The sequence below is a fragment of the Enteractinococcus helveticum genome, from assembly GCF_001657475.1.
GTDB classification, from domain to species: domain Bacteria; phylum Actinomycetota; class Actinomycetes; order Actinomycetales; family Micrococcaceae; genus Yaniella; species Yaniella helvetica.
This window is the reverse complement of the sequence record NZ_LXEY01000020.1, coordinates 110,177-131,122: the sequence shown is the minus strand read 5'-3', so window position 1 is coordinate 131,122 and position 20,946 is coordinate 110,177. Positions and strand designations below refer to the sequence as shown.

General features: G+C 55.0%; 21 protein-coding genes. 8 read left to right on the top strand and 13 right to left on the bottom strand.

From position 1 onward, the window contains the following. Window positions 1-151 precede the first annotated feature (151 nt). From A6F49_RS09860 to A6F49_RS09850, 3 genes are all read left to right on the top strand, one after another. A complete protein-coding gene (locus tag A6F49_RS09860) occupies window positions 152-718 on the top strand; it encodes a DUF4245 family protein (RefSeq protein ID WP_150119452.1) in 567 nt (188 codons plus the stop codon). Between the two features lie 54 nt (window positions 719-772). Beyond that, entirely contained in the window at window positions 773-1,393 is a 621-nt protein-coding gene (locus A6F49_RS09855; protein WP_043057433.1) for a carbonic anhydrase, read from the top strand. A 68-nt stretch (window positions 1,394-1,461) separates the two neighbouring features. Next, complete coding sequence (locus tag A6F49_RS09850) at window positions 1,462-2,883, top strand: class II fumarate hydratase (protein WP_043057434.1); 1,422 nt, start codon at window positions 1,462-1,464, stop codon at window positions 2,881-2,883. Window positions 2,884-2,944: 61 nt separating this feature from the next. Here A6F49_RS09850 and A6F49_RS09845 read toward each other — a convergent pair whose 3' ends face one another. From A6F49_RS09845 to mca, 5 genes are all read right to left on the bottom strand, one after another. Beyond that, window positions 2,945-4,078, bottom strand: a complete 1,134-nt coding sequence (locus A6F49_RS09845) for an FAD-dependent oxidoreductase (protein WP_043057435.1) — start codon at window positions 4,076-4,078, stop codon at window positions 2,945-2,947. 52 nt (window positions 4,079-4,130) lie between these two features. Beyond that, window positions 4,131-4,652, bottom strand: a complete 522-nt coding sequence (locus A6F49_RS09840) for a prepilin peptidase (protein ID WP_235604958.1) — start codon at window positions 4,650-4,652, stop codon at window positions 4,131-4,133. 66 nt (window positions 4,653-4,718) lie between these two features. Then, a complete protein-coding gene (locus A6F49_RS09835) occupies window positions 4,719-5,492 on the bottom strand; it encodes an isoprenyl transferase (RefSeq protein ID WP_043057529.1) in 774 nt (257 codons plus the stop codon). A gap of 37 nt (window positions 5,493-5,529) precedes the next feature. Further along, window positions 5,530-5,901, bottom strand: a complete 372-nt coding sequence (locus A6F49_RS09830; protein WP_043057436.1) for a hypothetical protein — start codon at window positions 5,899-5,901, stop codon at window positions 5,530-5,532. 7 nt (window positions 5,902-5,908) lie between these two features. Then, on the bottom strand, window positions 5,909-6,871 hold the full coding sequence (mca, locus tag A6F49_RS09825; protein WP_043057437.1) for a mycothiol conjugate amidase Mca: 963 nt from the start codon (window positions 6,869-6,871) through the stop codon (window positions 5,909-5,911). Window positions 6,872-6,960: 89 nt separating this feature from the next. Here mca and A6F49_RS09820 point away from each other — a divergent pair, with 89 nt between their 5' ends. From A6F49_RS09820 to A6F49_RS09810, 3 genes are all read left to right on the top strand, one after another. Next, a complete protein-coding gene (locus tag A6F49_RS09820; protein ID WP_043057438.1) occupies window positions 6,961-7,449 on the top strand; it encodes a DUF4307 domain-containing protein in 489 nt (162 codons plus the stop codon). Window positions 7,450-7,609: 160 nt separating this feature from the next. Continuing rightward, the gene (greA, locus tag A6F49_RS09815; protein WP_043057439.1) at window positions 7,610-8,095 is read left to right on the top strand and encodes a transcription elongation factor GreA; all 486 of its coding nucleotides are present in this window, start codon (window positions 7,610-7,612) and stop codon (window positions 8,093-8,095) included. A gap of 120 nt (window positions 8,096-8,215) precedes the next feature. Beyond that, on the top strand, window positions 8,216-8,881 hold the full coding sequence (locus A6F49_RS09810; RefSeq protein ID WP_043057440.1) for a hypothetical protein: 666 nt from the start codon (window positions 8,216-8,218) through the stop codon (window positions 8,879-8,881). Here the strand turns inward: A6F49_RS09810 and ilvA are convergent. From ilvA to A6F49_RS09795, 3 genes are all read right to left on the bottom strand, one after another. Next, window positions 8,878-10,134, bottom strand: coding sequence for a threonine ammonia-lyase (ilvA, locus tag A6F49_RS09805; RefSeq protein ID WP_043057441.1), 1,257 nt, complete (start codon window positions 10,132-10,134; stop codon window positions 8,878-8,880). The two genes, A6F49_RS09810 and ilvA, sit on opposite strands and share 4 nt — an antisense overlap. Before the next feature lie 60 nt (window positions 10,135-10,194). Continuing rightward, window positions 10,195-11,388 (bottom strand): AI-2E family transporter, encoded by a 1,194-nt coding sequence (locus tag A6F49_RS09800; RefSeq protein WP_052504779.1) that lies wholly within the window; start codon window positions 11,386-11,388, stop codon window positions 10,195-10,197. A 134-nt stretch (window positions 11,389-11,522) separates the two neighbouring features. After that, window positions 11,523-12,410, bottom strand: a complete 888-nt coding sequence (locus A6F49_RS09795) for a Bax inhibitor-1/YccA family protein (protein ID WP_327019962.1) — start codon at window positions 12,408-12,410, stop codon at window positions 11,523-11,525. Between the two features lie 172 nt (window positions 12,411-12,582). Here A6F49_RS09795 and A6F49_RS09790 point away from each other — a divergent pair, with 172 nt between their 5' ends. Together A6F49_RS09790 and A6F49_RS09785 are read left to right on the top strand one after the other, a co-directional pair. Next, window positions 12,583-12,924, top strand: coding sequence for a GroES family chaperonin (locus A6F49_RS09790; protein WP_456072990.1), 342 nt, complete (start codon window positions 12,583-12,585; stop codon window positions 12,922-12,924). A 17-nt stretch (window positions 12,925-12,941) separates the two neighbouring features. Beyond that, entirely contained in the window at window positions 12,942-13,484 is a 543-nt protein-coding gene (locus A6F49_RS09785; protein ID WP_043057443.1) for a hypothetical protein, read from the top strand. Window positions 13,485-13,547: 63 nt separating this feature from the next. Here the strand turns inward: A6F49_RS09785 and A6F49_RS09780 are convergent, their stop codons facing one another. The 5 genes from A6F49_RS09780 to A6F49_RS09755 form a co-directional block, all read right to left on the bottom strand. Beyond that, complete coding sequence (locus A6F49_RS09780) at window positions 13,548-14,411, bottom strand: 3-hydroxyacyl-CoA dehydrogenase family protein (RefSeq protein WP_043057444.1); 864 nt, start codon at window positions 14,409-14,411, stop codon at window positions 13,548-13,550. Between the two features lie 212 nt (window positions 14,412-14,623). Further along, a complete protein-coding gene (locus A6F49_RS09775) occupies window positions 14,624-15,013 on the bottom strand; it encodes an acyl-CoA thioesterase (RefSeq protein WP_043057445.1) in 390 nt (129 codons plus the stop codon). Between the two features lie 116 nt (window positions 15,014-15,129). Further along, the gene (locus A6F49_RS09770; protein ID WP_052504780.1) at window positions 15,130-16,137 is read right to left on the bottom strand and encodes an HTTM domain-containing protein; all 1,008 of its coding nucleotides are present in this window, start codon (window positions 16,135-16,137) and stop codon (window positions 15,130-15,132) included. Then, a complete protein-coding gene (locus tag A6F49_RS09765; protein WP_043057446.1) occupies window positions 16,127-16,945 on the bottom strand; it encodes a DUF5819 family protein in 819 nt (272 codons plus the stop codon). The genes A6F49_RS09770 and A6F49_RS09765 overlap by 11 nt, the downstream gene beginning before the upstream one ends. Before the next feature lie 134 nt (window positions 16,946-17,079). After that, on the bottom strand, window positions 17,080-20,787 hold the full coding sequence (locus A6F49_RS09755) for a choice-of-anchor G family protein (protein WP_150119451.1): 3,708 nt from the start codon (window positions 20,785-20,787) through the stop codon (window positions 17,080-17,082). Between the last annotated feature and the right edge of the window lie 159 nt (window positions 20,788-20,946).

Here is a 20,946-nt window from a genome sequence, read left to right as displayed (position 1 = left end):
CACAATAGGGACGTAGAGTTTTAAGTTCTTGTGTTGTTGCAAAGGAAAAAACATCACTACCAATCACGACCGCCTCGACACCACCGAGGTTGAGCCTCGACCCGACGAACCGGCACCAAAGCCAAAACTGACCAAGTCGCAGAGCGAGCGGATGAGCCAAACTGCCAAGGCCATGACGTATTCGGTCTTGGCGACCTTGGCGATTGTGCTCGCGTTTATGGCGTTGAATCCACAGTCCAATAACGAATTTGATCCGGGCGTGGATGTCGCTGCGGCCCAATCGGAAGTTGCTAATGTGGCGGCCTTTACCCCGGTCACGATCAATGCACCCGACATTTGGCGTGCCAATTATGCACGCTGGAATTCAGGTGCTCTGGACGAGGTACCGGCCTGGAACGTCGGATTTTTGACCGAAGACGAGGAATTCTTCGGGGTTTCCCAGACCGCGAATGCAACCGATGGCTGGGTCCGGGACAAGATCAAGCCCGCCGGGGATTCCACGATGGTGACCATTGCCAACCACGATGTCGAGCGCTGGATTGGACGCGATGAGCACATCTATTTGGTCGCTGAGTTCGATCAACCCGCAGCAACCAACGATGACCGTCCGGCTGATTCAATCGAACCAACGGATACGATGACACTGATCATCTCCGGTTCGATGGAAGAAGAAACTCTGCATCAACTGGCCGCTGAACTGATTAACCAGTACCGCTAAAAGCACCACCGACACCGCGCACTACCCCAGTGTGTGCTCAACCGAAGGAGCCCCGTGCCAACAACGCTGACACCCCAACAAGCGTGGGAACAACTCAAAGCCGGCAACCGACGGTTCGTGGATGGGACGGTTGACCATCCGCACCAGGATGCCGGATGGCGCGCGTCACTGGAGAACTCACAAAGCCCGCACGCGGTCATCTTTGGCTGTTCTGACTCACGCCTTGCCGCGGAGATTATTTTTGACGTCGGGCTGGGCGACGTTTTTGTTATTCGTACTGCTGGCCAGGTCATCGACGATGCTGTCCTGGGCTCACTACAGTTCGCAATTGAAGAAATCGATGTTCCCTTGATCATCATTCTGGGACACGACAACTGCGGTGCCGTTACCGCTGCGGTCGAGGCCGTGCAAACCGCGGTCATGCCAAAAAGTTTTATGCGTTCCCTTGTGGAACGCATCATGCCATCAGTGATGGCAGCACGGTCCAAGGGCGTCACCGATGTCAATGGCACCGTGGAGGAACACACGGACCAAACCGTTCACCGGGTTGTGGATACTTCCTATGCGGTCGCACAAGCCGTCAAAGAGGGCCGCACCGCTGTTATGGGAGTAACATATTCGCTGTCCGATGGCTCCGTGAAAATCGGTGATATTTTAGGTCCGGTAAATCCCTGACCTCGTGGCTTGCGCTCAAGCCGAACATCAATAACCCCGGGGGCATTCCCCCACCTAGGATGAGGATTATGACAACGAAGTCTAATGATCAGCAATTCCGTATCGAACACGACACCATGGGTGAAGTCCAAGTGCCGCTCAATGCACTGTATTCGGCCCAAACCCAACGAGCAGTAGAAAACTTCCCGATTTCAGGTCAGGGTCTGGAACCCACGCACATCCACGCACTGGGCATGGTCAAAAAAGCCTGTGCCGTTGCGAACAACGAGCTGGGCGTCATCACCGATGAACAAGCAAAAGCCATCACCAACGCTGCTGATGAGATTATTGCTGGTAACCACGATGACCAGTTCCCTATCGACGTCTTCCAGACCGGTTCGGGGACCTCTTCGAATATGAACACCAACGAGGTCATTGCCAACCTGGCAAACCGAGCGTTGGAAGCTGCCGGTTCGGACACCACGGTGCACCCGAATGACCACGTCAACGCCTCACAGTCCTCCAACGATGTGTTCCCAACTTCGGTCCACGTTGCGGTAACCAATGCGCTGATCAATAACCTCAAACCAGCCCTGGCATACCTGGCCGAATCACTTGAGCGCAAGGCCGAAGAATTCGCCCACGTTGTCAAAGCTGGTCGTACCCACCTCATGGACGCCACCCCGGTCACCATGGGCCAGGAATTCGGTGGCTATGCCGCTCAGGTTCGCTACGGCATTGAACGCATCGATTCCTCCCTGCCACGTGTCGCAGAAGTCCCACTGGGCGGGACCGCCGTGGGTACTGGCATCAACACTCCGTTGGGCTTCTCCGAGCGTGTCATCGAGGTCCTGGCCGAGGAAACTGGCCTGCCGATCACCGAAGCACGCGACCACTTCGAAGCCCAGGCCAACCGCGACGGCCTGGTCGAGGCCTCCGGCCAGCTGCGCAACATTGCCTACTCCCTGCTGAAGATCAACAACGACCTGCGCTGGATGGGTTCGGGACCAAACACCGGTCTGGGCGAACTGTTCATCCCAGATCTGCAACCAGGGTCTTCGATCATGCCAGGTAAGGTCAACCCTGTCATCGTTGAAGCCGTCTCTATGGTGTGCGCCCAGGTCATTGGTAACGACACCACCGTGTCGCTGTCTTCAACCAACGGTGCCTTCGAGCTCAACGTCGGTATCCCGGTCATGGCCTCCAACCTGTTGGAATCCATCCGACTGCTGGCCAACTCCTCCCGGGTGATGGCAGACAAGATGATCAACGGTCTAGAAGCCAACGTCGAACGCGCCGCATTCCTGGCGGGTGCTTCCCCTTCGATTGTGACCCCGCTGAACAAAATCATCGGGTACGAAGCTGCCGCAGAAATCGCCAAGCACTCGGTTGCCCAAAAGATCACCGTTCGTGAAGCCACCATCGCACTAGGCTACGTTGAACGCGGTGAGATCACCGAAGCTCAGCTGGATGAAGCACTTGATCCAATGTCGATGACTCGCCCAAGCTAGTCTCAAACCTTTTATGACGTCGTCCCCGCCCCAGTGCGGGGACGACGTGTTTAACGCCTATTCAAGGCGCCGGCGGGACCCAACGGTGCAGCTGTTGCGTCAGTGGACCGATCAATTGCGGCGGCGTCAGTCGCATACCGACATTCCGGAGCCTCACCACCGCAGGACCCGTTGCTTGAGCAACCTTGGCCATCAGCCGAGACTGCCGCCACAGATTCGTGGTGCGAGGTTGCCGCAGCGATGCATAACGTCTCAGTGCGGTCTCTAGGTCGTGCGGTGACGTTTGACTCAGCAGGATAGCCAACGTGACAGCATCCTCGATCCCTTGGCCTGCGCCTTGCCCCAAATTTGGCAGCATCGCGTGCGCGGCATCGCCGATCAGTACGGTGCGACCATGGGTGAATGTGCGCAGCGGTTTAGCTAAGTCGTAAACGTCATGGCGAATGACATCTTGTGGCGCAGTTGCTGCAATGCAGTCTGGGATTGGGGCATGCCATCCGGCAAAGGACTCGTTAACCGCCCGGTACTCGTCGTCGAACGACATACCTGCCGGTTGGGTGCGGGTACCAAACCAGTACAGGCGATCTCTGGGCAGTGGTACGAAACCAAAGATTTGCCCACTGCCCCAGGTTTCAGCCGCTGCCCCACCGATATCGACCGCCGTGCTCGTGACCCCACGCCACGCGGTATATCCCGAATACTGGATGCCAGTGTCTAATCCCAAGCGCTGTCGACTGTGGCTGCGCAGCCCGTCGGCGACGACGACAAGATCAAAGGTCTCGGTTGTGGTTCCCAGCGTGATCTGCGGTGACCCATCGGCAGCAACGACGGCGTCGGTGCCAGTCTGCACAGTATTGGGTTCTAGACTGTGCATCAGTGTCTCGTGCAGCGTGACGCGGTGAACGCTGTGGAGCTGTCCGATGGTTGCTTGCGGCATACTGGTCAGCCAGGTTCCATCGGGTATCCGCTGACCGGCCCGGAGGTTCGCGAGTGCATTATTCGAGATACGCCGAATCCGCTCACCCAACCCGATCGCATCAAGTGCAGCAAATGCGTTACCAAATAACGTCAGCCCCGCGCCATCGACGTTGGGTTCGCAACGGCGTTCGTAGACGGTCACGTTATAGCCTTGGCGCTGGAGGCCAAAGGCTGTGACCAGACCGGCAATTCCGGCGCCGATGATTCCAATGCGCACCGCGGACTCCTTCGCGCCAAGACGATATTGTTGGTAGTTTAGCGGCAACTTCTTACATAAGCAGGATCAGCAGACAGCCCACGAGCATGGCCGGTCCGAAGGCAAGCCGAGTGGATTTGCTAGCTCCGCGAAACAAGACGAGGAACACAGCTTGCGCTCCCCCGATCAGAAAGGCCAGCACAAAGCCTGCGATCAATGCGTCAATGCCAAGAAAGCCGGTGTAGAGTCCCAACCCTGCGGCCAGTTTTACATCACCCATACCGATGCCCGCTCGGGTAACCACATGCAGGATAAACATTGCCATGCAGTAGGCCACCGCGCCGAGGAGTGTAGGGAGCGCCCGGCCGAGTAGTAATGAATCACTGCTGGCTGTCAATGTGCTGGTCAGCAGCAAGGCCGTCGCGCCGATGGCTAGGGTCCCAGTCAGCGCGTTCGGGAGGCGGTGTTCGCGCACGTCAATGACGAACAGGAACACCCCACATACAGCAAACCAGGCCAGAGCCGCGAACAGACAGATGAGAGGAAACAGCTCGGGAGAGGTTCGGGCCAGTTCTTGAGCCAACAAATCGATCACGTCAGCAACCTTAGCTAACGTGGGCGTTGAGCAGGAGTGTCCAGGCTCTGGTGTGGATAACCTGGACTAGGAGCCGTAACGACGATTACGGGTTGCGTAATCGCGTAATGCCCGCACAAAATCCACCCGACGGAATGCCGGCCAGAGGGCTTCACAGAAATAGAATTCAGAATACGCCGACTGCCACATCAAAAATCCAGACAAGCGTTGTTCCCCCGAGGTCCGAATGACCAGGTCTGGATCCGGCTGACCTCGAGTATAGAGCCGGTCGGAAATGGCATCGACATCGAGGCTCTCGATGGCCTGATCGAGGGTATAGCCAGCGTGGGCAGCATCGGTGAGATACGACTTGGTTGCATCCACAATTTCCTCGCGCCCGCCGTAGCCGATGGCAACATTGACGTGAACACCTTGGTGGTGTCTGGTCGCTGCTGCTGTTTCGCTCAGAAGCTCCGCAAGATCGGGGGGCAGAATACTCAAGTCTCCCACCGGATGAACTTTTAATTGGGTGCCATCGGCTAATCCGGCGCCCAATTGGCGCAGCGCATTAGCGATAATACGGATCAGCGGTTCCAGCTCAGCCTTTTCGCGGTTGAGGTTTTCGGTAGACAGCATATACAGCGTGACCACCGGAATGTTGAATTCTGCTACCCAGTGCAAGAATTCGTGAATTTTTTCGGCACCAACTTGATGCCCGTGGGCAGTGGAGGCACCCGTTTGTTTTGCCCATCGACGATTTCCGTCCAGCACGACGCCAATGTGGTTTGGCAGCTGGTCGGAATGCAAACTGCGAGCCAGACGTCGTTCGTAAAAACGGTAGACGACATCAGGGACTCGCAGCGTCCGATGTGGAGATAATCCCATGCGCTATGACAACCTAGTCTTGACGCCCAGAGTCAGGCTCTTGGGCTTCCAGAGTTGGCATATCCAAGTAGCCAGGATACTTCTTGCGCAGAATGTCGGTCTGGCTGTGTCCGACTTCGTCAATCTCGGAGCGTTCGCGATCTTCTGGGGATAGGTGTGGCTGGTTCCGCTCCACGAGCATGTCTTCGGCCGTTGTAGAGCGCAGTTTCACGCGGCGGATCTGACGGATCATAATGCGGAACACAACGATGGCCGCCAGTACGAATGCGAAAGTGGCCAGGAAACCGAGAATGCCTGGAGTGACGTCTTCTTCACGCAGGCCTTCACGCAGCGTTGGGTCTTCAAGGCCGGCGATGACGACGTTGGTATAAATCGAATAGAGCATGGTGTTCTCAGTCTAGCGGGGTGTCTCGGAGCCCGGCGAATAAATCGTCTTCGGGCAAGCTGGTGGAAACTTTAGAATCGATCAATACGTAATCTTCCCAAGGCCACTGCTCGCGCAAGATTTCATTTGGCGTAAAGAAGAATGCGCCGTGGGTGTCGACTTGTGAGCGGTGAGCTCGCAGCGCCGCGTCTCGGTATTCCAGGAATTTCGCAGCATTGAGTTGCGTGGTGACCTTATGGTTGGTGATACGCCAGGCGTCTGGATCATCTTCTCCGGCCTCGACCCGGTCGTACCATTCAATGCGATCGGCATAGGGTGATTCTTGTCCGCTATCGATCAAAGCACGATGGACAGCGCGGAACTTATCCGGGTTGAACGCTTTATCGTAATAGAGCTTAGAAATCTCCCAGGGCTCCCCTGTTCCCGGATAGGCCTCGGGATCACCGGATTTTTCATACGCTTCCATCGAGATAGCGTGTGTGCGTAAATGATCCGGGTGCGGGTAGCCCCCGATTTCGTCGTAAGTCACCAACACGTGAGGTTTGAACTCACGAATTAGACGGATCAGTGGCGCGGTGGCATCTGCTAGAGCAATGTCAGCGAAACAACCGGGTTCCAAGTGAGCCATCGGGTCATCACCTTCTGGGAAGCCCGAGTCCCGGAAGCCTAACCAGCGGTGCTCAATGTCAAGGATCTTTGCTGCATCAGCCATCTCTTGATACCGGACCGCCGCGATATCGCGCTCCACGCGAATCGACTCTCCGTAATGTGGGTTATTCAGGTCCCCCATCGCACCATCGGTCGCTGTAGCCACCATGACGCGCGCGCCGGCATGGACATAGGCGGCCATCATGGCTGCACCTTTGGAAGCCTCGTCATCAGGATGAGCATGCACGGCAAGCAGCCGCAATCCAGTTGAATCGGGCAGACCCGGATCTAAGATGTCTGGCAGCTGCGGATCGGATGACATGACGTGGACTCCTTGCATACGTGATTTGTGGCGCTGACGGCGGACACAATTCGAACCGAGGTATCGGCTGTATTAGGCTAAAGCTCGATATGACTGCGAACTCGAATCGGGCGGCACCTTCTGCCGACAATAGTGTAGCGACCAGGTATGGCGACACCAAAGGGTTTCGCCTTTCTAAAAAATCAGGCCGTGTCATTGCCATTATCGCCCTCATTGCAGCTATCGCGGTGACCTTCTGGTTCGCTTTTTCTTCCAGCTCAAGAATGTTGGCCTTTAAGAGCGTGGGGTATTCAATTACAGATGAAACCCAGGCATGGGTGGAGTTTGAAGTCACCAAGGAACCCGAAGCGACCGTGGCCTGTGCGGTGCGAGTTCTGTCTGAAACTGCAGCGGTTGCTGGTTACCGCACGGTGGTCATCGGTCCAGATGAGAATCCAGATGCAGCCGGCAAAGATCTGACCAAATACTATGACACCTCGCTGCGCACCGATCATCTTGGTGCATCAGGTGAGGTCGACACCTGTTGGTACGTAGAAGACGAAGAAGCCCCAAACATTTCAAACTTCCGCGATTACTAATCAGGACGAAAAGCACCGTTAGCGCTCTTCAACACTTGATTCTCCAAATCGTTTCGGTGGTATGATTACTCCGGTATATTCCAGAACTGTCGCCCCGTCTGCACATATATGGTGCCGCGGGGCTTTTAGTTTGATGAATGAGACAAGTAAGGAGGCCGGTATGGCCAATAGTGGCACACCTTGGTTGACCCAAGAAGCGTACGACCGGTTGAAAAACGAACTCGATCACATCTCGGGCCCCTACCGCCAAGAGATCGTAGATCGCATTGAAGCTGCCCGCGACGAAGGCGACCTCAAGGAAAATGCCGGCTATCACGCAGCTCGCGAGGAACAGTCCAAGAATGAAGGACGTATCCAAGAGCTCAAAGCCCTGCTGGAAAACGCTGAGGTCGGCGAATCAGCAGCTGACGACGGCATCGTCAAACCGGGCATGCTGGTCGAGTGCAAACTCGCTGGCAACACGATGAAATTCGTCCTGGGTTCTCGAGAAATCGCCGAAGGCGCTGGTGTGGACGTCTATTCTGTGGCTTCTCCGCTGGGCTCAGCAATCGAAGGGCACAAAGCGGGAGACACTGTCTCCTATAAAGCTCCCAACGGCAAAGATATCGAGGTCGAATTGATCTCTGTCGTACCGTATAACGGCTAAGGCCCAAAGTGCTGAACCGTTCGAGTTCAGAACTCAATACACGTCACTACAGGTGGTTTCCGATATTTTGGAGACCACCTGTGGTGCATTAAAAACCCGTTTTGGTGTTAGCCTGGGATTGTGTTGAATATCGAAAAATTCCTGCTGCTCACCGCTCCCCATCGGTCACAGATTACCGAGGTTGAATCGTTGTTTGTGACTGCGCGAACGGCCTTGGTGCTCCTGGAGTTTGAACGCACCGATACAGTGCAGTTTGTGGCCTCCGATGCTACAAAGGCTTGGGATCTGGCCAACCCGCTCATTCGGGTCGATGACTCACATACCCCGGATGCCGTTGGACTCAACAATGTTTTCTCCAACCTGGCAAAATTTCACAACAAGCGTGTTTCCAGCGCCCTGGGCAATAAGAAGCTCGACCCTGTAAAAGGCATGGAAAAAGAATTTGCCCGACAAGGCATCTTGACTGGGGCCCCTGGTGACTACCGATTGGTTGCCACCGACGCATTAGAACGCGTCCAGGATGATCTTGGGCTGGCATTGCGTGGTCAACGCACGGTCGGCCACCAAGATCGTATCCTGTTAGAAGTGATTGAGGCGATCAACGCTTCGAGGCTTCTCCTGGGTTCCCAACGTCCGGGCTGGTCGATGACCGAGTTCACTCAGCACGTCCATGAATATCCTTCGGGACATCCCGTCGTTGAACAGTTGGTCAAGTCGACCTCGACCATGACCGGGCTGATGGAAAAATCAAAGATGGCTGCCCTGTCGCAGCGATCTGCAGCTTAGTGCTGCACCATCGCCTCATACCCGGCTTCACGCAGCGCTTCGAGCACCTGCTCGGAGTGTTCGCGTCCGCGGATTTCCATATCGATCGTGATGTGTACCCCGCCCATCGTCAATCCGGCACCCACGCGTGAGTGATCCACGCGAGTTACATTGGCATCATTTTCTGCAATGATGCGCGAAATGGTCTGCAGCTCACCGGGACGGTCACGCAGTGGGATCTTGACGGTCAAGAAGCGGCCAGCCGATGCCAAACCAACCTGAATGACCTTCAGCATCAGCATTGGGTCAATATTTCCGCCGGACAGCACGGCAACGATAGATTCGGATTCAATGCCGACTTCCTTGAGCTTGCCAGTCATCAGTGCGGCAACCGGTGCTGCACCTGCTGGTTCGACCACCATCTTGGAGCGCTCCAGCAAGAAGACGATGGCCGCTGCAATCTCATCGTCGGTAACCGTGACAACTTCATCGCATAGCTCTTTGATGACAGAAAACGGCACATCGCCCGGCCGGCCCACAGCGATACCATCGGCGATCGTGGCAACATTGTCCAGCGTAACCGGCTTACCAGCCACCAGCGACGGCGGGTAAGCCGCTGCTTTTTCTGCTTGCACACCAATCACATTGATATGACGACCTTGACGACGAGCATGTTCTTTGATCGCAATGGCCACGCCTGCCAAGAGACCACCGCCACCGATACTCATGATCACTGTGTCAACGTCGGGCTGCTGTTCGAGAATTTCCAGCCCCAACGTGCCCTGTCCAGCGACAACATGTGGGTTATCGTACGGGTGAACGAAGGTCGCTCCGGTTTCTTCTGCATAGCGTGCAGCCAGCTCCAGAGCTTCGTTCACGTTATTCCCAGCCAGCACGACTGTTGCGCCGTGGTCTTGGGTGGCCTGGACCTTTGGCAGTGCGGCACCCAGAGGCATGTAGATACGAGCATTAATGCCAAGCTTCGATGCTGCAAGCGCCACACCCTGGGCGTGGTTACCGGCTGAAGCGGCAACAACACCCTTGGCTTTTTGTTCGTCGGTCAATGACGCCATATGCACATAGGCGCCGCGGACTTTAAACGACCCGGCACGTTGCAAGTTTTCGCATTTCAGGTGCACCGTAGAACCAGTAATTCGCCCCAGCGCACGCGAGTGATCCATCGATGTTTCTGTGATGATGTCTTTGAGGGTCTCGCGGGCTGCTTCAATATCTTCATATCGAACGGCTGAGGCACCGGTTTCAGTAGTTTGCAACTATTTCTCCTGCACAACGGTTGTCGTCTGGTGATCCGCCCTGATGGACGTTCGGTGGTTTTAGTTTGCGGGTTCAGGTGATGGGCTGGCTGTCTGCTGAGGCTCTGGATCAGGATCGTCCAGCCAAGGTTTTCTTGATAGGTATTTTATAAATTCATTGATAAACGCCAGGATCGGGACCGCAAAGACCGCGCCCACAAGCCCTAGTGTGGCAATACCTGCTGAGACAGCCAAGAAGACGGCCAGCGGGTGAAGGTTCACTGCCTTGCCCATGACCAGCGGCTGCAGGACATTGGATTCGATCTGCTGGACGGCGAGCACCACCAACAACATCAACAGGGCATTAATCCAGTCGTTAGCTACCAGTGCCAACAGCACGGCAACGGCACCGGTTAGCACCGCCCCAACAATCGGAATGAAAGAGCCAAGAAAGACCAGCACGCCCAGTGGCATGGCCAGCGGTACTCCAAGAATCCAGGCGCCTAGCCCGATGCCTAGGGCATCAACAAAGGCCACGAAAATCTGCACTCGCACATAGGAACCAAGTGCTCCCCAGCCGGCATAACCAGCACCATCGACTGCCCGGCGATGGATGCGCGGCACGAAGTTCAACAAGAAGCCCCAGATCTTGGGGCCGTCTTTCAGGAAGAAAATCAGTGCAAATAGCGCCATGACAATGCCGGCACCGATGTTGGTTGCTGTTGAGCCGAACCCTAGGGCACCGGATAAGATCGCACCCGAGTTGGCCTGCAATGTGGAGCCCAGATCATTGAGCAACTCTTGATAGTTCAGGGCATCAAAAGAGATACCCCAAGACTCAATCAGCGCAATGAAGTCACGGATACCCGCCGACACCGAGGCTTGCATCGTGACGAAGCCCGCAGCTAGCTGTTGGCCAGCCAATGTCAGCAGTGCGACAACGACCAATACGAGCGCCAATGTCAGGGTCAATGAGGATAGCACCGGCGGAAATTTGAGCTTAAGTAAAAGGCGGTGGGCTGGTTGTAAGAGTGTGGCCAGCAACGCTGCAATCAGGAGGGGGATGACAAGCAGCGACACGTGCGACAGCAGCCAAATGGCTCCCGCACTCATCGTGATGATAAGCAACACGCGCCAGGACCAGGCCGCAGCCACCACGATCCCATAGGGCACATCGGCGGCGAGTTTTTCTTGTACGCGCGCTGACATGGAGGTTTGTAGCTCAGATCGCTCGGCCGGGGTGTCTCCCGCCGACGACGTTGATGAGGTCGTCACACATTCTCCTTATGTACAGCTGCTTGTCTAGCGTAGTCGGTCACATGAGGTTTTGGCGTTATATTCCCTCAGAATACGACGGTGGCCGGACCAAAAGGTCCGGCCATCGTCGCTAAAAGCTAAAGGGTTTTAGCTTAGTCTTGGTTGAAAATCGCCAGGATACGCAGGATCTCGACGTACAGCCAGATCATGGTTGCTGCCAGACCAAATGCTGCGGTCCAGGAGTATCGCTCTGGAGCACCGGCACGGACGCCTTCTTCAATCGAAGTGAAGTCCATGACCAGCGAGTAGGAGGCCAGCAGTACAGCCAATACACCAATGGCAATACCCAGCCAGCCGGAGCGCAGACCAAAGGCACCATCAACAGCGCCGGTGATCATCAGCACGAAGTTGACCAGGCTAAAGACCAGGTAACCGACCATGGCGATCAGTACAATGCGGGTCATCTTTGGAGTAGCGCGAACCTTACCGGAACGGTAAAGAGCGAGTACGACGACGAAGACCGACAGAGTTGCTAGCACGGCTTGGAAGGCCACACCTGGCCAGCGCATGTCGAACATTGCCGACAAACCACCCAGGAAGACACCCTCGGCTGCCGCGTAAACGGAGATCAGGACCGGTGACGGTTCGCGTTTGAACGCATTGATCAGACCGGTCACCAGGCCAACCACGACTGCACCGAAGTACAGGATCGGGTTTTGCATTGGGCTAGCAACGGTCCAACCGACAATTGCACCAATGGCAATCAGGCCGAACACTAGGCTGGAGCGGTTGATAACCGAAGCGTAGGTCATCCGGCCGGTATCAGCAGCGGTAGCTGATGGCTGCTGGTACATATTGGCCAGCTGATCCGGGCTCATATTTGCTTGTGGAGCAGCGTATGGGTTCGCACCTACACCTGCCTGACCTGCGTAGCCATATGGCTGCTGCGTCTGACCCTGCTGGTAACCAGCATGTTGCTCCTGTTTTGCACGTTGCACAGGAGCTTGAAAAGCTTTCGATCGAAATACGGGGTTGGGCATGCCCATCCTTTCTCATGTTCCCACCGACAAACAATCACTCAGTGGGCATATCACATCGAAGTCAAGCCTAACGGCACAAGGACCGTATTGCACGCTGTGACAGTGAATTTTGCCAAAAATTCATATTGCGCATCCCTACTTATTAGGTCAAAAGACCCCGTAAGCTGGTGGCGTGACTACTCACGAATCATCCGCACAGACACAGCTACCCGTCCGCATGCTCCATGACCGCATTCTTGTCGAACCAGACGAGGGGACCAAAGAACGTCGCTCAGCATCGGGCATTGTCATTCCCGCAACCGCCGCCATGGGCAAACGTCTGGCCTGGGCTAAAGTCGTCGCCGTGGGTCCTTCAGTCCGCCAGGTCAAACTCGAAGACACCATTCTGTATGATCCCGAGGACCGTCACGAAGTAGAAATCGATGCGACGACATACGTGCTTGTTCGGGAACGTGACCTTCACGCCGTGTCTGACCCACACGGCAGCCAAACATCCCAAGGCATGTATCTGTAACAAAAGAGGTTGTTACCATGACGAATCATCCCAACTCAGACTCTGAGAATCCTCGTGAGCACGACGACGATTCGTCTTCTGAATCCGCTACTCCTCCCCCGCCGCCTGAAGACACGCAGGACGACGACGTCGGGCTGGCCACCGAGATGCTCTTCTCCGGGACCCAACGCGAGCAGCTCCGCAACGCACCGGACTACGAAACCTTCGAGACCGGTGTGCTGTCCTTCGACGACGAAGAGCTCTATCAAGATGTCGACCCACCGGAGGACGAAGCAGACGAAGCGCACACAGAACTGAACATCACCTCAGATCAGTCACATGCGCGCGACGCCGCCCAAGCTACTGCAGCGAAAAACGCGCACGCTCCGTCGGCGCCGGACCAGCAGTCGTTCGGGAACTATCAGGCGCAGTCATTTGACCCGCACCAGCAGTACACCCCAAAAACGGGCACCACGAATGAGCCATTTGCCCTAGCCATGTTCATTATTCTGACCTTGGCCGCGCTCGGGATTTTCGGCGCTCTGCTCTGGCTCATCTACCGTCTGGTTACTGGCGCATAAAGACAAAGGCTTCGCCACCAGAACGCTTGGTTCCTGTGGCGAAGCCTCTAAAGTCACGAGCGCTTATTTGCTGTAGTTGTAAAAACCTTTACCGGTCTTACGACCGAGCTTTCCTTGTTCAACCAGCTTCGAGAGCGTCGGGCTGACTTCTGGCACCAGATGGTCGTTGCCTTCTTGAGCAGCAAGCTGTTGGATACCCAGGTTGATATCTACACCCACGAGATCCATCAGAGTGAACGGTCCCATGGGGTGGCTGAGGCCTTCTTTAATTGCGGTATCGATGTCTTCGACCGATGCGTAGCCTTCTTCATATAGGTGTAGGGCTTCACCCACGATAGCCATGAGAATACGATTCACGATAAAACCGAAGATCTCTTTCTCGATATGCACCGGAGTCTTGCCCAGTGCTTTAGAAAGTTCCATTGCGCGATCTATGGCGGTTTGAGCGGTGTGGTCACCACCGACCACCTCAACCAGTGTCATTTGAAGTACCGGGTTGAAGAAGTGCACATTGCACACGCGTTCCGGGTGTTTCAATCCGTCAGCAAGCTTAGACGACACGATCGATGAGGAGTTTGACGCTAGAATAGTTTCTGGAGCCGCAATCTCGTCCAACTCGGCGAATAGTTTCTGTTTGATCCCTAGGTCTTCGATGATCGCTTCGATGACAAAGGAAGAGTTCTTTACTGCAGTGTCACGATCAACGGTAAAGGTGAGGTTCTGAAAACCTGCCTCCACAGCTTCCTGGCTGACTCGTTGCCGTTCGATCATGCGCGTGGTGGATTTGGTGAGCTGCTCGCGTGCGTTGTCGAGGAAGCGCTGCTCAACGTCTACAAGATAGGTCTGGAAACCGCTCATGGCTGCAACGAAGGCGATTTCTCGCCCCATCGTGCCACCACCGATCACTGTGATTGCAGATTCTTTCATAAAACTACTTTCCTAAGTTCTTCAATTCGATACCTCGACAGATCATTCTATGAATCGATTCTGAACACAACATCTCAGAAGCTGAAGGATAACTGACAGACCACGATGCCTGTTGTAGCCACTCGGCTCCCATCCGATTCATCTGACTAGTAAGGTCTCCAACCTGAAAGGTCGGTAGTACATCCGTATGAGTGGTGAGATTACGACTCCTTTTAGGCTTCCTGGTGTTCTTCCAAGAATGCTCGGGGCTCCTCCGGGATGGCTGCCGGGCGGTTGTCGATACCAACATAGATATATACCACGCGGGACTCTGCAGCTAACTGGCTATCTTGAAGTGCTCTCTCGTGCAGCACAAAGGAGCTATTGCCGATCTTTTCGACCGATATTTCAACCTCGACTGCAGGGACTAACACCAGTTCCCTATGGAAAGTCACCGTATATTCTTTGATCATTAGCGGGAGGGGATTAGCTGCTTTGGGATCCGAGAACTTTTCTATGAACTCGGACCGGGCCTCTTGGAACCAAGCCGGTAGCACGGTGTTGTGGACGTGTCCTGCTGGCCCAAGGTCATCGATCCGTGGACGAATCGTAGCAGTAATCATGGTGTTCCTTTTGTGATGGTGTTGGGGCGCTCTTCCCCGGCACAGCGTATATCGGTTTCATGGTGATCTACGCCAGAAGGCGATCAGTGTCACTAAGAGATTGTGCAGGCTCGAACTTACATCGTCGTTGGTTCTTTCATCACGTTGGACTTCAGGTGGGCCATCCAACTTCTAACCTTTTGACGGCCGGAGTCTATCGTCGGGTTGGACTGCAGGAATGCTTCGGTTCTGGTCCATGTTTTGTCCCGAATGAACAGCATATCCAGCGCGATCATCGCCAGGGAGAAGGGCCATAGGCCAAGCAGTACGCCGATACCAAGGTGCATGAAGATCAGGCTGATGAGCGCGAAGATCCTGGTTGGGCGCCACAGGATGAGTACGACGAATAGGGTTTGAATCCACAGTGCGGCAAAGGTAGCGATGTAGATGACCAGATTCGATTGCCACAGCAGTTCGTTGATCGCCGGATAGAGCATGAAGTTGTCGATGCGTAGGGCGTAGAAGAGTGCGGATCCGTTGAGCCAGTCGTCGCCGATGATTTTCCAGATGCCGGAAGTGGTGTAAACGACGATGATTTGGAAACAGCACAGGATGAGGCCGGTGTTGTGTGCGGAGTTAGAAATGTGGGTGGGCACGAGATGGCGCCGGGACTTGGTGGTGCGTCGGCGTCGTCGGGCATCAAGAGAGTAGTGTTCGCTGAGGTTTGTGAAGACCATGAACAGCAGCGTGATGCGTATAAGAGTATCGCCGCCGTTGAGCATGAAGTTGTTGTTGGAGTGTAGAGCGACGAGCATCAGCAGCATGATGGGTGTGATGATGCGGGTGCGCCAGCCGAGAATGAAGACTATGGCCAGGGCGATGAGACCAAAGAATGCCAGGTCAAAAAGCAGGGCGGAGTCTTTGGTGAGGAGGGTGTCGAAGGTCCAGTAGCCGCGTCGGCTGGCTTCGGGATCGACCCAAAAGGAGGCCGGGCCCCACAGCAGTGAGCGTTCGGGGATGCTGGGCACCAGGAGAAACAGTAGGGCGACGCCGTAGATGATCCGCAGGATCGAGAATGATTTGAGGTTGTGCTGGGCGGTGGTAAGCCAGTCAACGTAGCGAGTCAGCGACAACTTATTGCGCATTGGAGGCCGCCTTTCTAAACAAGTGCTCTTTGCCAGTGCGTTCGATGAGGTTGCCGTACTCGTCGAGCACTTCCTCGGGAATTTCAACGTTGGAGTGCCGCCAGCCGAACGTCGTCACGGAGTCGTTGTATTGTTGTTCGTCGCTGAAGCGGTTCTGGAAGTCGTTGGGACGCTCGCGTGTGATGCGCCATTGGACGCGTTCAATATCTTCGTCAAAGCCTGCGGTTGCGTACAGCGTTGCAAACCGCATGTACATGTAGTCCATGCGGAGGTAGCGGATGACGTCGCTATCTCCGGCGCCTAGGTCATCGATCAGTTCTTCGACGTCGATGGGACGGAATTCGTTGTCGTTAGTTGCTTCGATGAAGGTGTCCCTGACGCGTTCTTTCTGTTCGACGTCGAGATCGTTGTAGCTGCTTAGCAAGGTTTGGGAGGAGTTAAATGCGTTTTTGTGAATTCGTGAGGGCGCGAAATGGCCGGTCACACCTTGCTCTTCGATTTCGGTGAGCGAGACCCAGTCAGAATACACGAGCTGGTTGTTAGCGTCGCGCCATTGGGCGCGGATCTCGACATTGCGGTTAACCTTCAAGATATTGGGTGCAAACACACGCCAGTTCTGCGAGAAAGACGGGGATACCGCTGAGTTCACGGGTTCTCGTAGCGGTGTACCAGAGGGCAAGAGCACCAGAACGGTGCTTGCCATGACGATTAGCATAATGACTGAGGCTACGATCGCCGTCGTCGTGTGTTTCGGCTTGGCCTGTGACGGTTCCGCCGAGGGTTTGGTGGAGGTTGTGGTACGACTCATCTGGCTGGTATATCCCCGAATGGTTTTCTATGATTCGCGCCAGGTCCTGTTGGACGACGCAAAAGTGGGACGTGAGGAAATGACGCAGCCGGGGACGCGCGTTGCGTCCCCGGCTAGGTCTCTAGGTGAATGACTTAGCTGGCGTCATTCACGGTGTTGTTGCGGCGTGCGATGAGCAGGCCAGCACCAATCACGATCAGCAATAGGGCGATTGCTGTTGCGATCATGGTTGCTTTAGCACCGGTTGAGGCCAGTGCGTCACCGGAATCTGAGTCACCTGCGCCAGCGGCTGAGATGGTCAGCTCGGCTGTGGCGGTGTTGCCGGATTCATCGGCGGCGGTGATCGTCAGGGTGCCTGGTGCAACGTCCTGTGGGACAGTCCAGGTCACACTGAAGTCACCGTTGTCATCGGTCACCACGGTAATGGTGTCGATGACGTTGCCATCTTCATCAGTGATTTCGATAGTGACGGTTTCTTCTGGTCCGAAGTCGTCGCCTTCGATGGTTACCTCTTCACCAGGTGTAGCGGTATCCGGATCGACGTTGATCGAAGGGTCGTATTCGTTGGCGTCGTCACCGTCAGTGGCACCGGCGTCCGTGTCGCTGACTTCAGACACGGTGAACTCATCTGAGCCCGAGAGGTCTTCGTCCTGTGTGTCGGTTGCGGTCACAGTGTAGGTTCCGGCTGCTGTATCGGCTGGTACATCCCAGTCCACACTGAACTCACCGGCGTCGTCGACTTGTACGTCCTCAATTGTGGCGATGTGGGCGCCATCAGCGTCCGTGATGACAACATCGACTGTAGATCCTGGAGCGAAGTCATTGCCTTCGATCGTTACAGTACCGCCGGCTTCAATGTCGGATGGCTTGACATTAACTTCGGCTTCGTATCCGGAGTCGGTGTCTCCATCAGTGGCATCTGCATCGACTGCATCCGTGTCCGTGTCTGTTCCGTCACCATCAGTCGCGTCGGCATCTGTCGCGTCAGTATCTACTGCGTCGCCATCTACAGCATCGGCGTCAGTAACGTCGGTCGCATCCGCATCTGTCGCATCGGCAGCAGCTGCGTCAGCATCTGTCACATCTGCATCGGCGGAGTCAGTATCCACTGCGTCGGTGTCTGTAGCGTCGGTTGCATCCGCATCTACTGCATCAGAATCGGCGTCGATACCATCAGCGTCGGCGTCAGCATCTACGGCATCAGCGTCGGTTACATCGGTATCTGCTGCATCTGTGTCGGCTGCGTCAACGTCGGCGTCCACGCCATCGGCATCAGTAGCGTCCGTGTCTGCAGCGTCAGCGTCAGCATCCGCAGCATCAGCGTCTGTCGCATCTGCGTCGGCCGAGTCAGTATCTGCGGCGTCGGTGTCTGTAGCATCGGTTGCATCCGCATCTACTGCATCAGAATCGGCGTCGATACCATCAGCGTCGGCGTCAGCATCAGTATCTGCAGCATCGGCGTCGTCATCGGCGGGTTCTTCCACTGTGACGTTAGCGCTTGCAAAGATAAGCTCGTTTGCGTTGTCCGAAGCAGTAACGGTCAGTTCGCTTGGTTCAGTTCCCGCTGGGATAGTCCAGTCTTCTGCGAATGTACCTGCGTCGTTTACTGCGACATCGTCGAGGGTTGCGATGACACCATCTGCACCAGCAATCTCAACGGTGAGAGTCGAATTTGGAACAAATCCGGCACCGGTAAGCTCAACAGGTTCCCCTGCGGTCTGTGATGACGGCTCCGGAGTCACGGTTGGTGCGTAGACATCCAGGGTCTGATTGGCGGAGTTGTCTTCACCATCAGTTACGGTAATCGTCAGCTCACCAGGGTCTGTATCAGTCGGAATAGTCCACGGGGTGGTGAAGTTACCTTCGGCATCCGTAGATACGCCTTCGACAGCACCGACTTGAACGTCGTTGGCATCATAGATGTCAATGGTCAGCTCAGATTCTGGCGCGAAGTCGCCACCAGTAATATCTACCGCGTCGTCAGCCTGCGCTGCATTTGGTTCGACCAAGACTGAGGGGTCGTACACTGCAGCTTCTTCAATAGTCAGAGAATCGGTGGCAGTGATTTCTTGGTTGTCGTTATCGGTTGCGTCAACAGTGTAGTCGCCTGGAATGACGTCGTCTCCGATGGTCCATACGTTTTCAAATGAACCGTCGTCGAGAACATCGACACTGTCGTTTTCGTAGACAACGTTGTCTTCGACGTCAGTAATGGTAACTGTCACCGTCGAGTTTGGCACGAAGTCTGAGCCGTTAATAGCGACGTCGTTGCCAACTTCTGCTGGATTCGGTTCAGCCAACACGGTGGGTTCGTAATCCGCAGCATCTTCGGCATAGACCGTCGAGGTCGCCAGAGGCAATTCGACAGCGTTAATCGATTGAAGAATATCAATACGCAGTGGACTGACCGAAAGCGAAGTGTCGCCCAGATTGCCTGGCGACCATTGAGCATTCACCGTTACATTGATAATTTCAGCTAACACTTCCTCAAGCACCGGATCCAAAGGATCAGTAACGGTATTTAGGACACCATTGAGAGAGTCACCAACTACAGAACTAAGGTTTAAATTAGATGTGACTGCCGAAACTACCTCCGGGACTACCTGACCCAAGATCGGTTCGGCGAGTTCGCCCAGGAGATCGAAAACCGGGATCGGAATTCCTATTACCGTTAGATTTCCCGCGATATCCAGATCATCTTCGGTGATCTCTTCACCCACTCCAAGCAAAGAACCCAACGTCGTATCGATGGTTACTGTGGGATCTCCCGAAACAACCGGAGGAAGTGGTCCGATCTGCAAGGCGGAGATCTCTGGGTCCAGGGTCAAGGTAACTTCGGTTGCGTTGACCGAGTCCTCAATTGCCGTTTCAATGCGATCAATTAATTCTGACGCCAACAGATCTGTGACTTCGCTTGTGATCTGATCGATCTCGGCTTGACGAATTAACTGAGTATTTGCGTCAAGGCCATTCAGACCGTCGGGGTTACCACCATGTAGTTGAGCCAGATCTATGTAGATTTGGCCATTTTCCAGGTCGATTGTTGTGACGTCAGATTCGAGTGGTTCGGAGAGGACGCGCTGAACCAGTTCATCCATTCCGACCTGAGCTTGAAGCTCAGGGGTGCCAAGATCCGCAGACAAGACACTGACTCCTGGGATCCCCAAATCAATGCCGCCCACCTCGTCAAAGGTTAGGTCGTCTAAAGCGCCTTGGATAAGACCTTCGTCCCCCAGCAAACCATTAATTGTCGAGTCAGCACGTCCTACGGCTTCCTCTAGAAGACCGGAGACTTGATCTAAAATTGGTGCGTCTAATGCAAGGCGGGCGCCCGCAACCGTGTATTCCGTGTTTATGTCGCCATTGGCTGCTTCAGCTCGGGAGGCAAGTGCACCGAGGTCTACTCCGAGACCGTCAATGACACCCTCTAGGCCAATTCCCAATTGACCTAGAGCGTCGGTAACATCGACCTCGGCGTAGCCATATGGATCTTCGTCGCCGCTAATGTCGATGGCACCTTCGGAAGTAATAACACCAGCAGCAGCAAGAGCTTCTGTTGGCGACGATGCTTCAGCGTAGGAATTCACCGCTCCGAGAGTTAATCCATCGCCAAGGATCGGGAGTGAGATACCCCCAAGGTTCAATGCGATTAACCGATCTAGAAGATTTGCATCGACTGTACCGACGCTTGGCCCGTCACTGGGTTGAGTAAAATTCTGTTCACTGAAACCTACATCTGCGAGGTCAGCGCCCAACAAGTCTGCGTTGACAAGCTCAGCTAGAGCGTGGCTGCGGTGGTCGCCGTCATTCGCATTTGCTGGCATTGCACCGACCATTGTCATACCAACAGTGGTGGCTATTGAGGTGGCGAACGCTGCGCTACGTTTCCAGAAGCTACCGCGCCGCCTTTCATGTCTATCATTATTTTTTTCTAAAGGTTCTTCAAGTGGAGTGACCACAGAGTTCCCTTCCAATTGCAGTTTCGAAACCGTCTACGCATC

Bases quoted from the DNA above. Each gene is read 5' to 3' on its own strand.
- A6F49_RS09820 (WP_043057438.1), top strand. From the start codon at position 6,961: ATGACTGCGAACTCGAATCGGGCGGCACCTTCTGCCGACAATAGTGTA.
- A6F49_RS09830 (WP_043057436.1), bottom strand. From the start codon at position 5,901: ATGCTCTATTCGATTTATACCAACGTCGTCATCGCCGGCCTTGAAGAC.
- mca (WP_043057437.1), bottom strand. From the start codon at position 6,871: ATGTCATCCGATCCGCAGCTGCCAGACATCTTAGATCCGGGTCTGCCC.
- A6F49_RS09780 (WP_043057444.1), bottom strand. From the start codon at position 14,411: ATGAAAGAATCTGCAATCACAGTGATCGGTGGTGGCACGATGGGGCGA.
- A6F49_RS09795 (WP_327019962.1), bottom strand. From the start codon at position 12,410: ATGCCCAACCCCGTATTTCGATCGAAAGCTTTTCAAGCTCCTGTGCAA.
- A6F49_RS09850 (WP_043057434.1), top strand. From the start codon at position 1,462: ATGACAACGAAGTCTAATGATCAGCAATTCCGTATCGAACACGACACC.
- A6F49_RS09785 (WP_043057443.1), top strand. From the start codon at position 12,942: ATGACGAATCATCCCAACTCAGACTCTGAGAATCCTCGTGAGCACGAC.
- A6F49_RS09770 (WP_052504780.1), bottom strand. From the start codon at position 16,137: ATGCGCAATAAGTTGTCGCTGACTCGCTACGTTGACTGGCTTACCACC.
- A6F49_RS09765 (WP_043057446.1), bottom strand. From the start codon at position 16,945: ATGAGTCGTACCACAACCTCCACCAAACCCTCGGCGGAACCGTCACAG.
- greA (WP_043057439.1), top strand. From the start codon at position 7,610: ATGGCCAATAGTGGCACACCTTGGTTGACCCAAGAAGCGTACGACCGG.
- A6F49_RS09860 (WP_150119452.1), top strand. From the start codon at position 152: ATGAGCCAAACTGCCAAGGCCATGACGTATTCGGTCTTGGCGACCTTG.
- A6F49_RS09755 (WP_150119451.1), bottom strand. From the start codon at position 20,787: ATGACAATGGTCGGTGCAATGCCAGCAAATGCGAATGACGGCGACCAC.
- A6F49_RS09775 (WP_043057445.1), bottom strand. From the start codon at position 15,013: ATGATTACTGCTACGATTCGTCCACGGATCGATGACCTTGGGCCAGCA.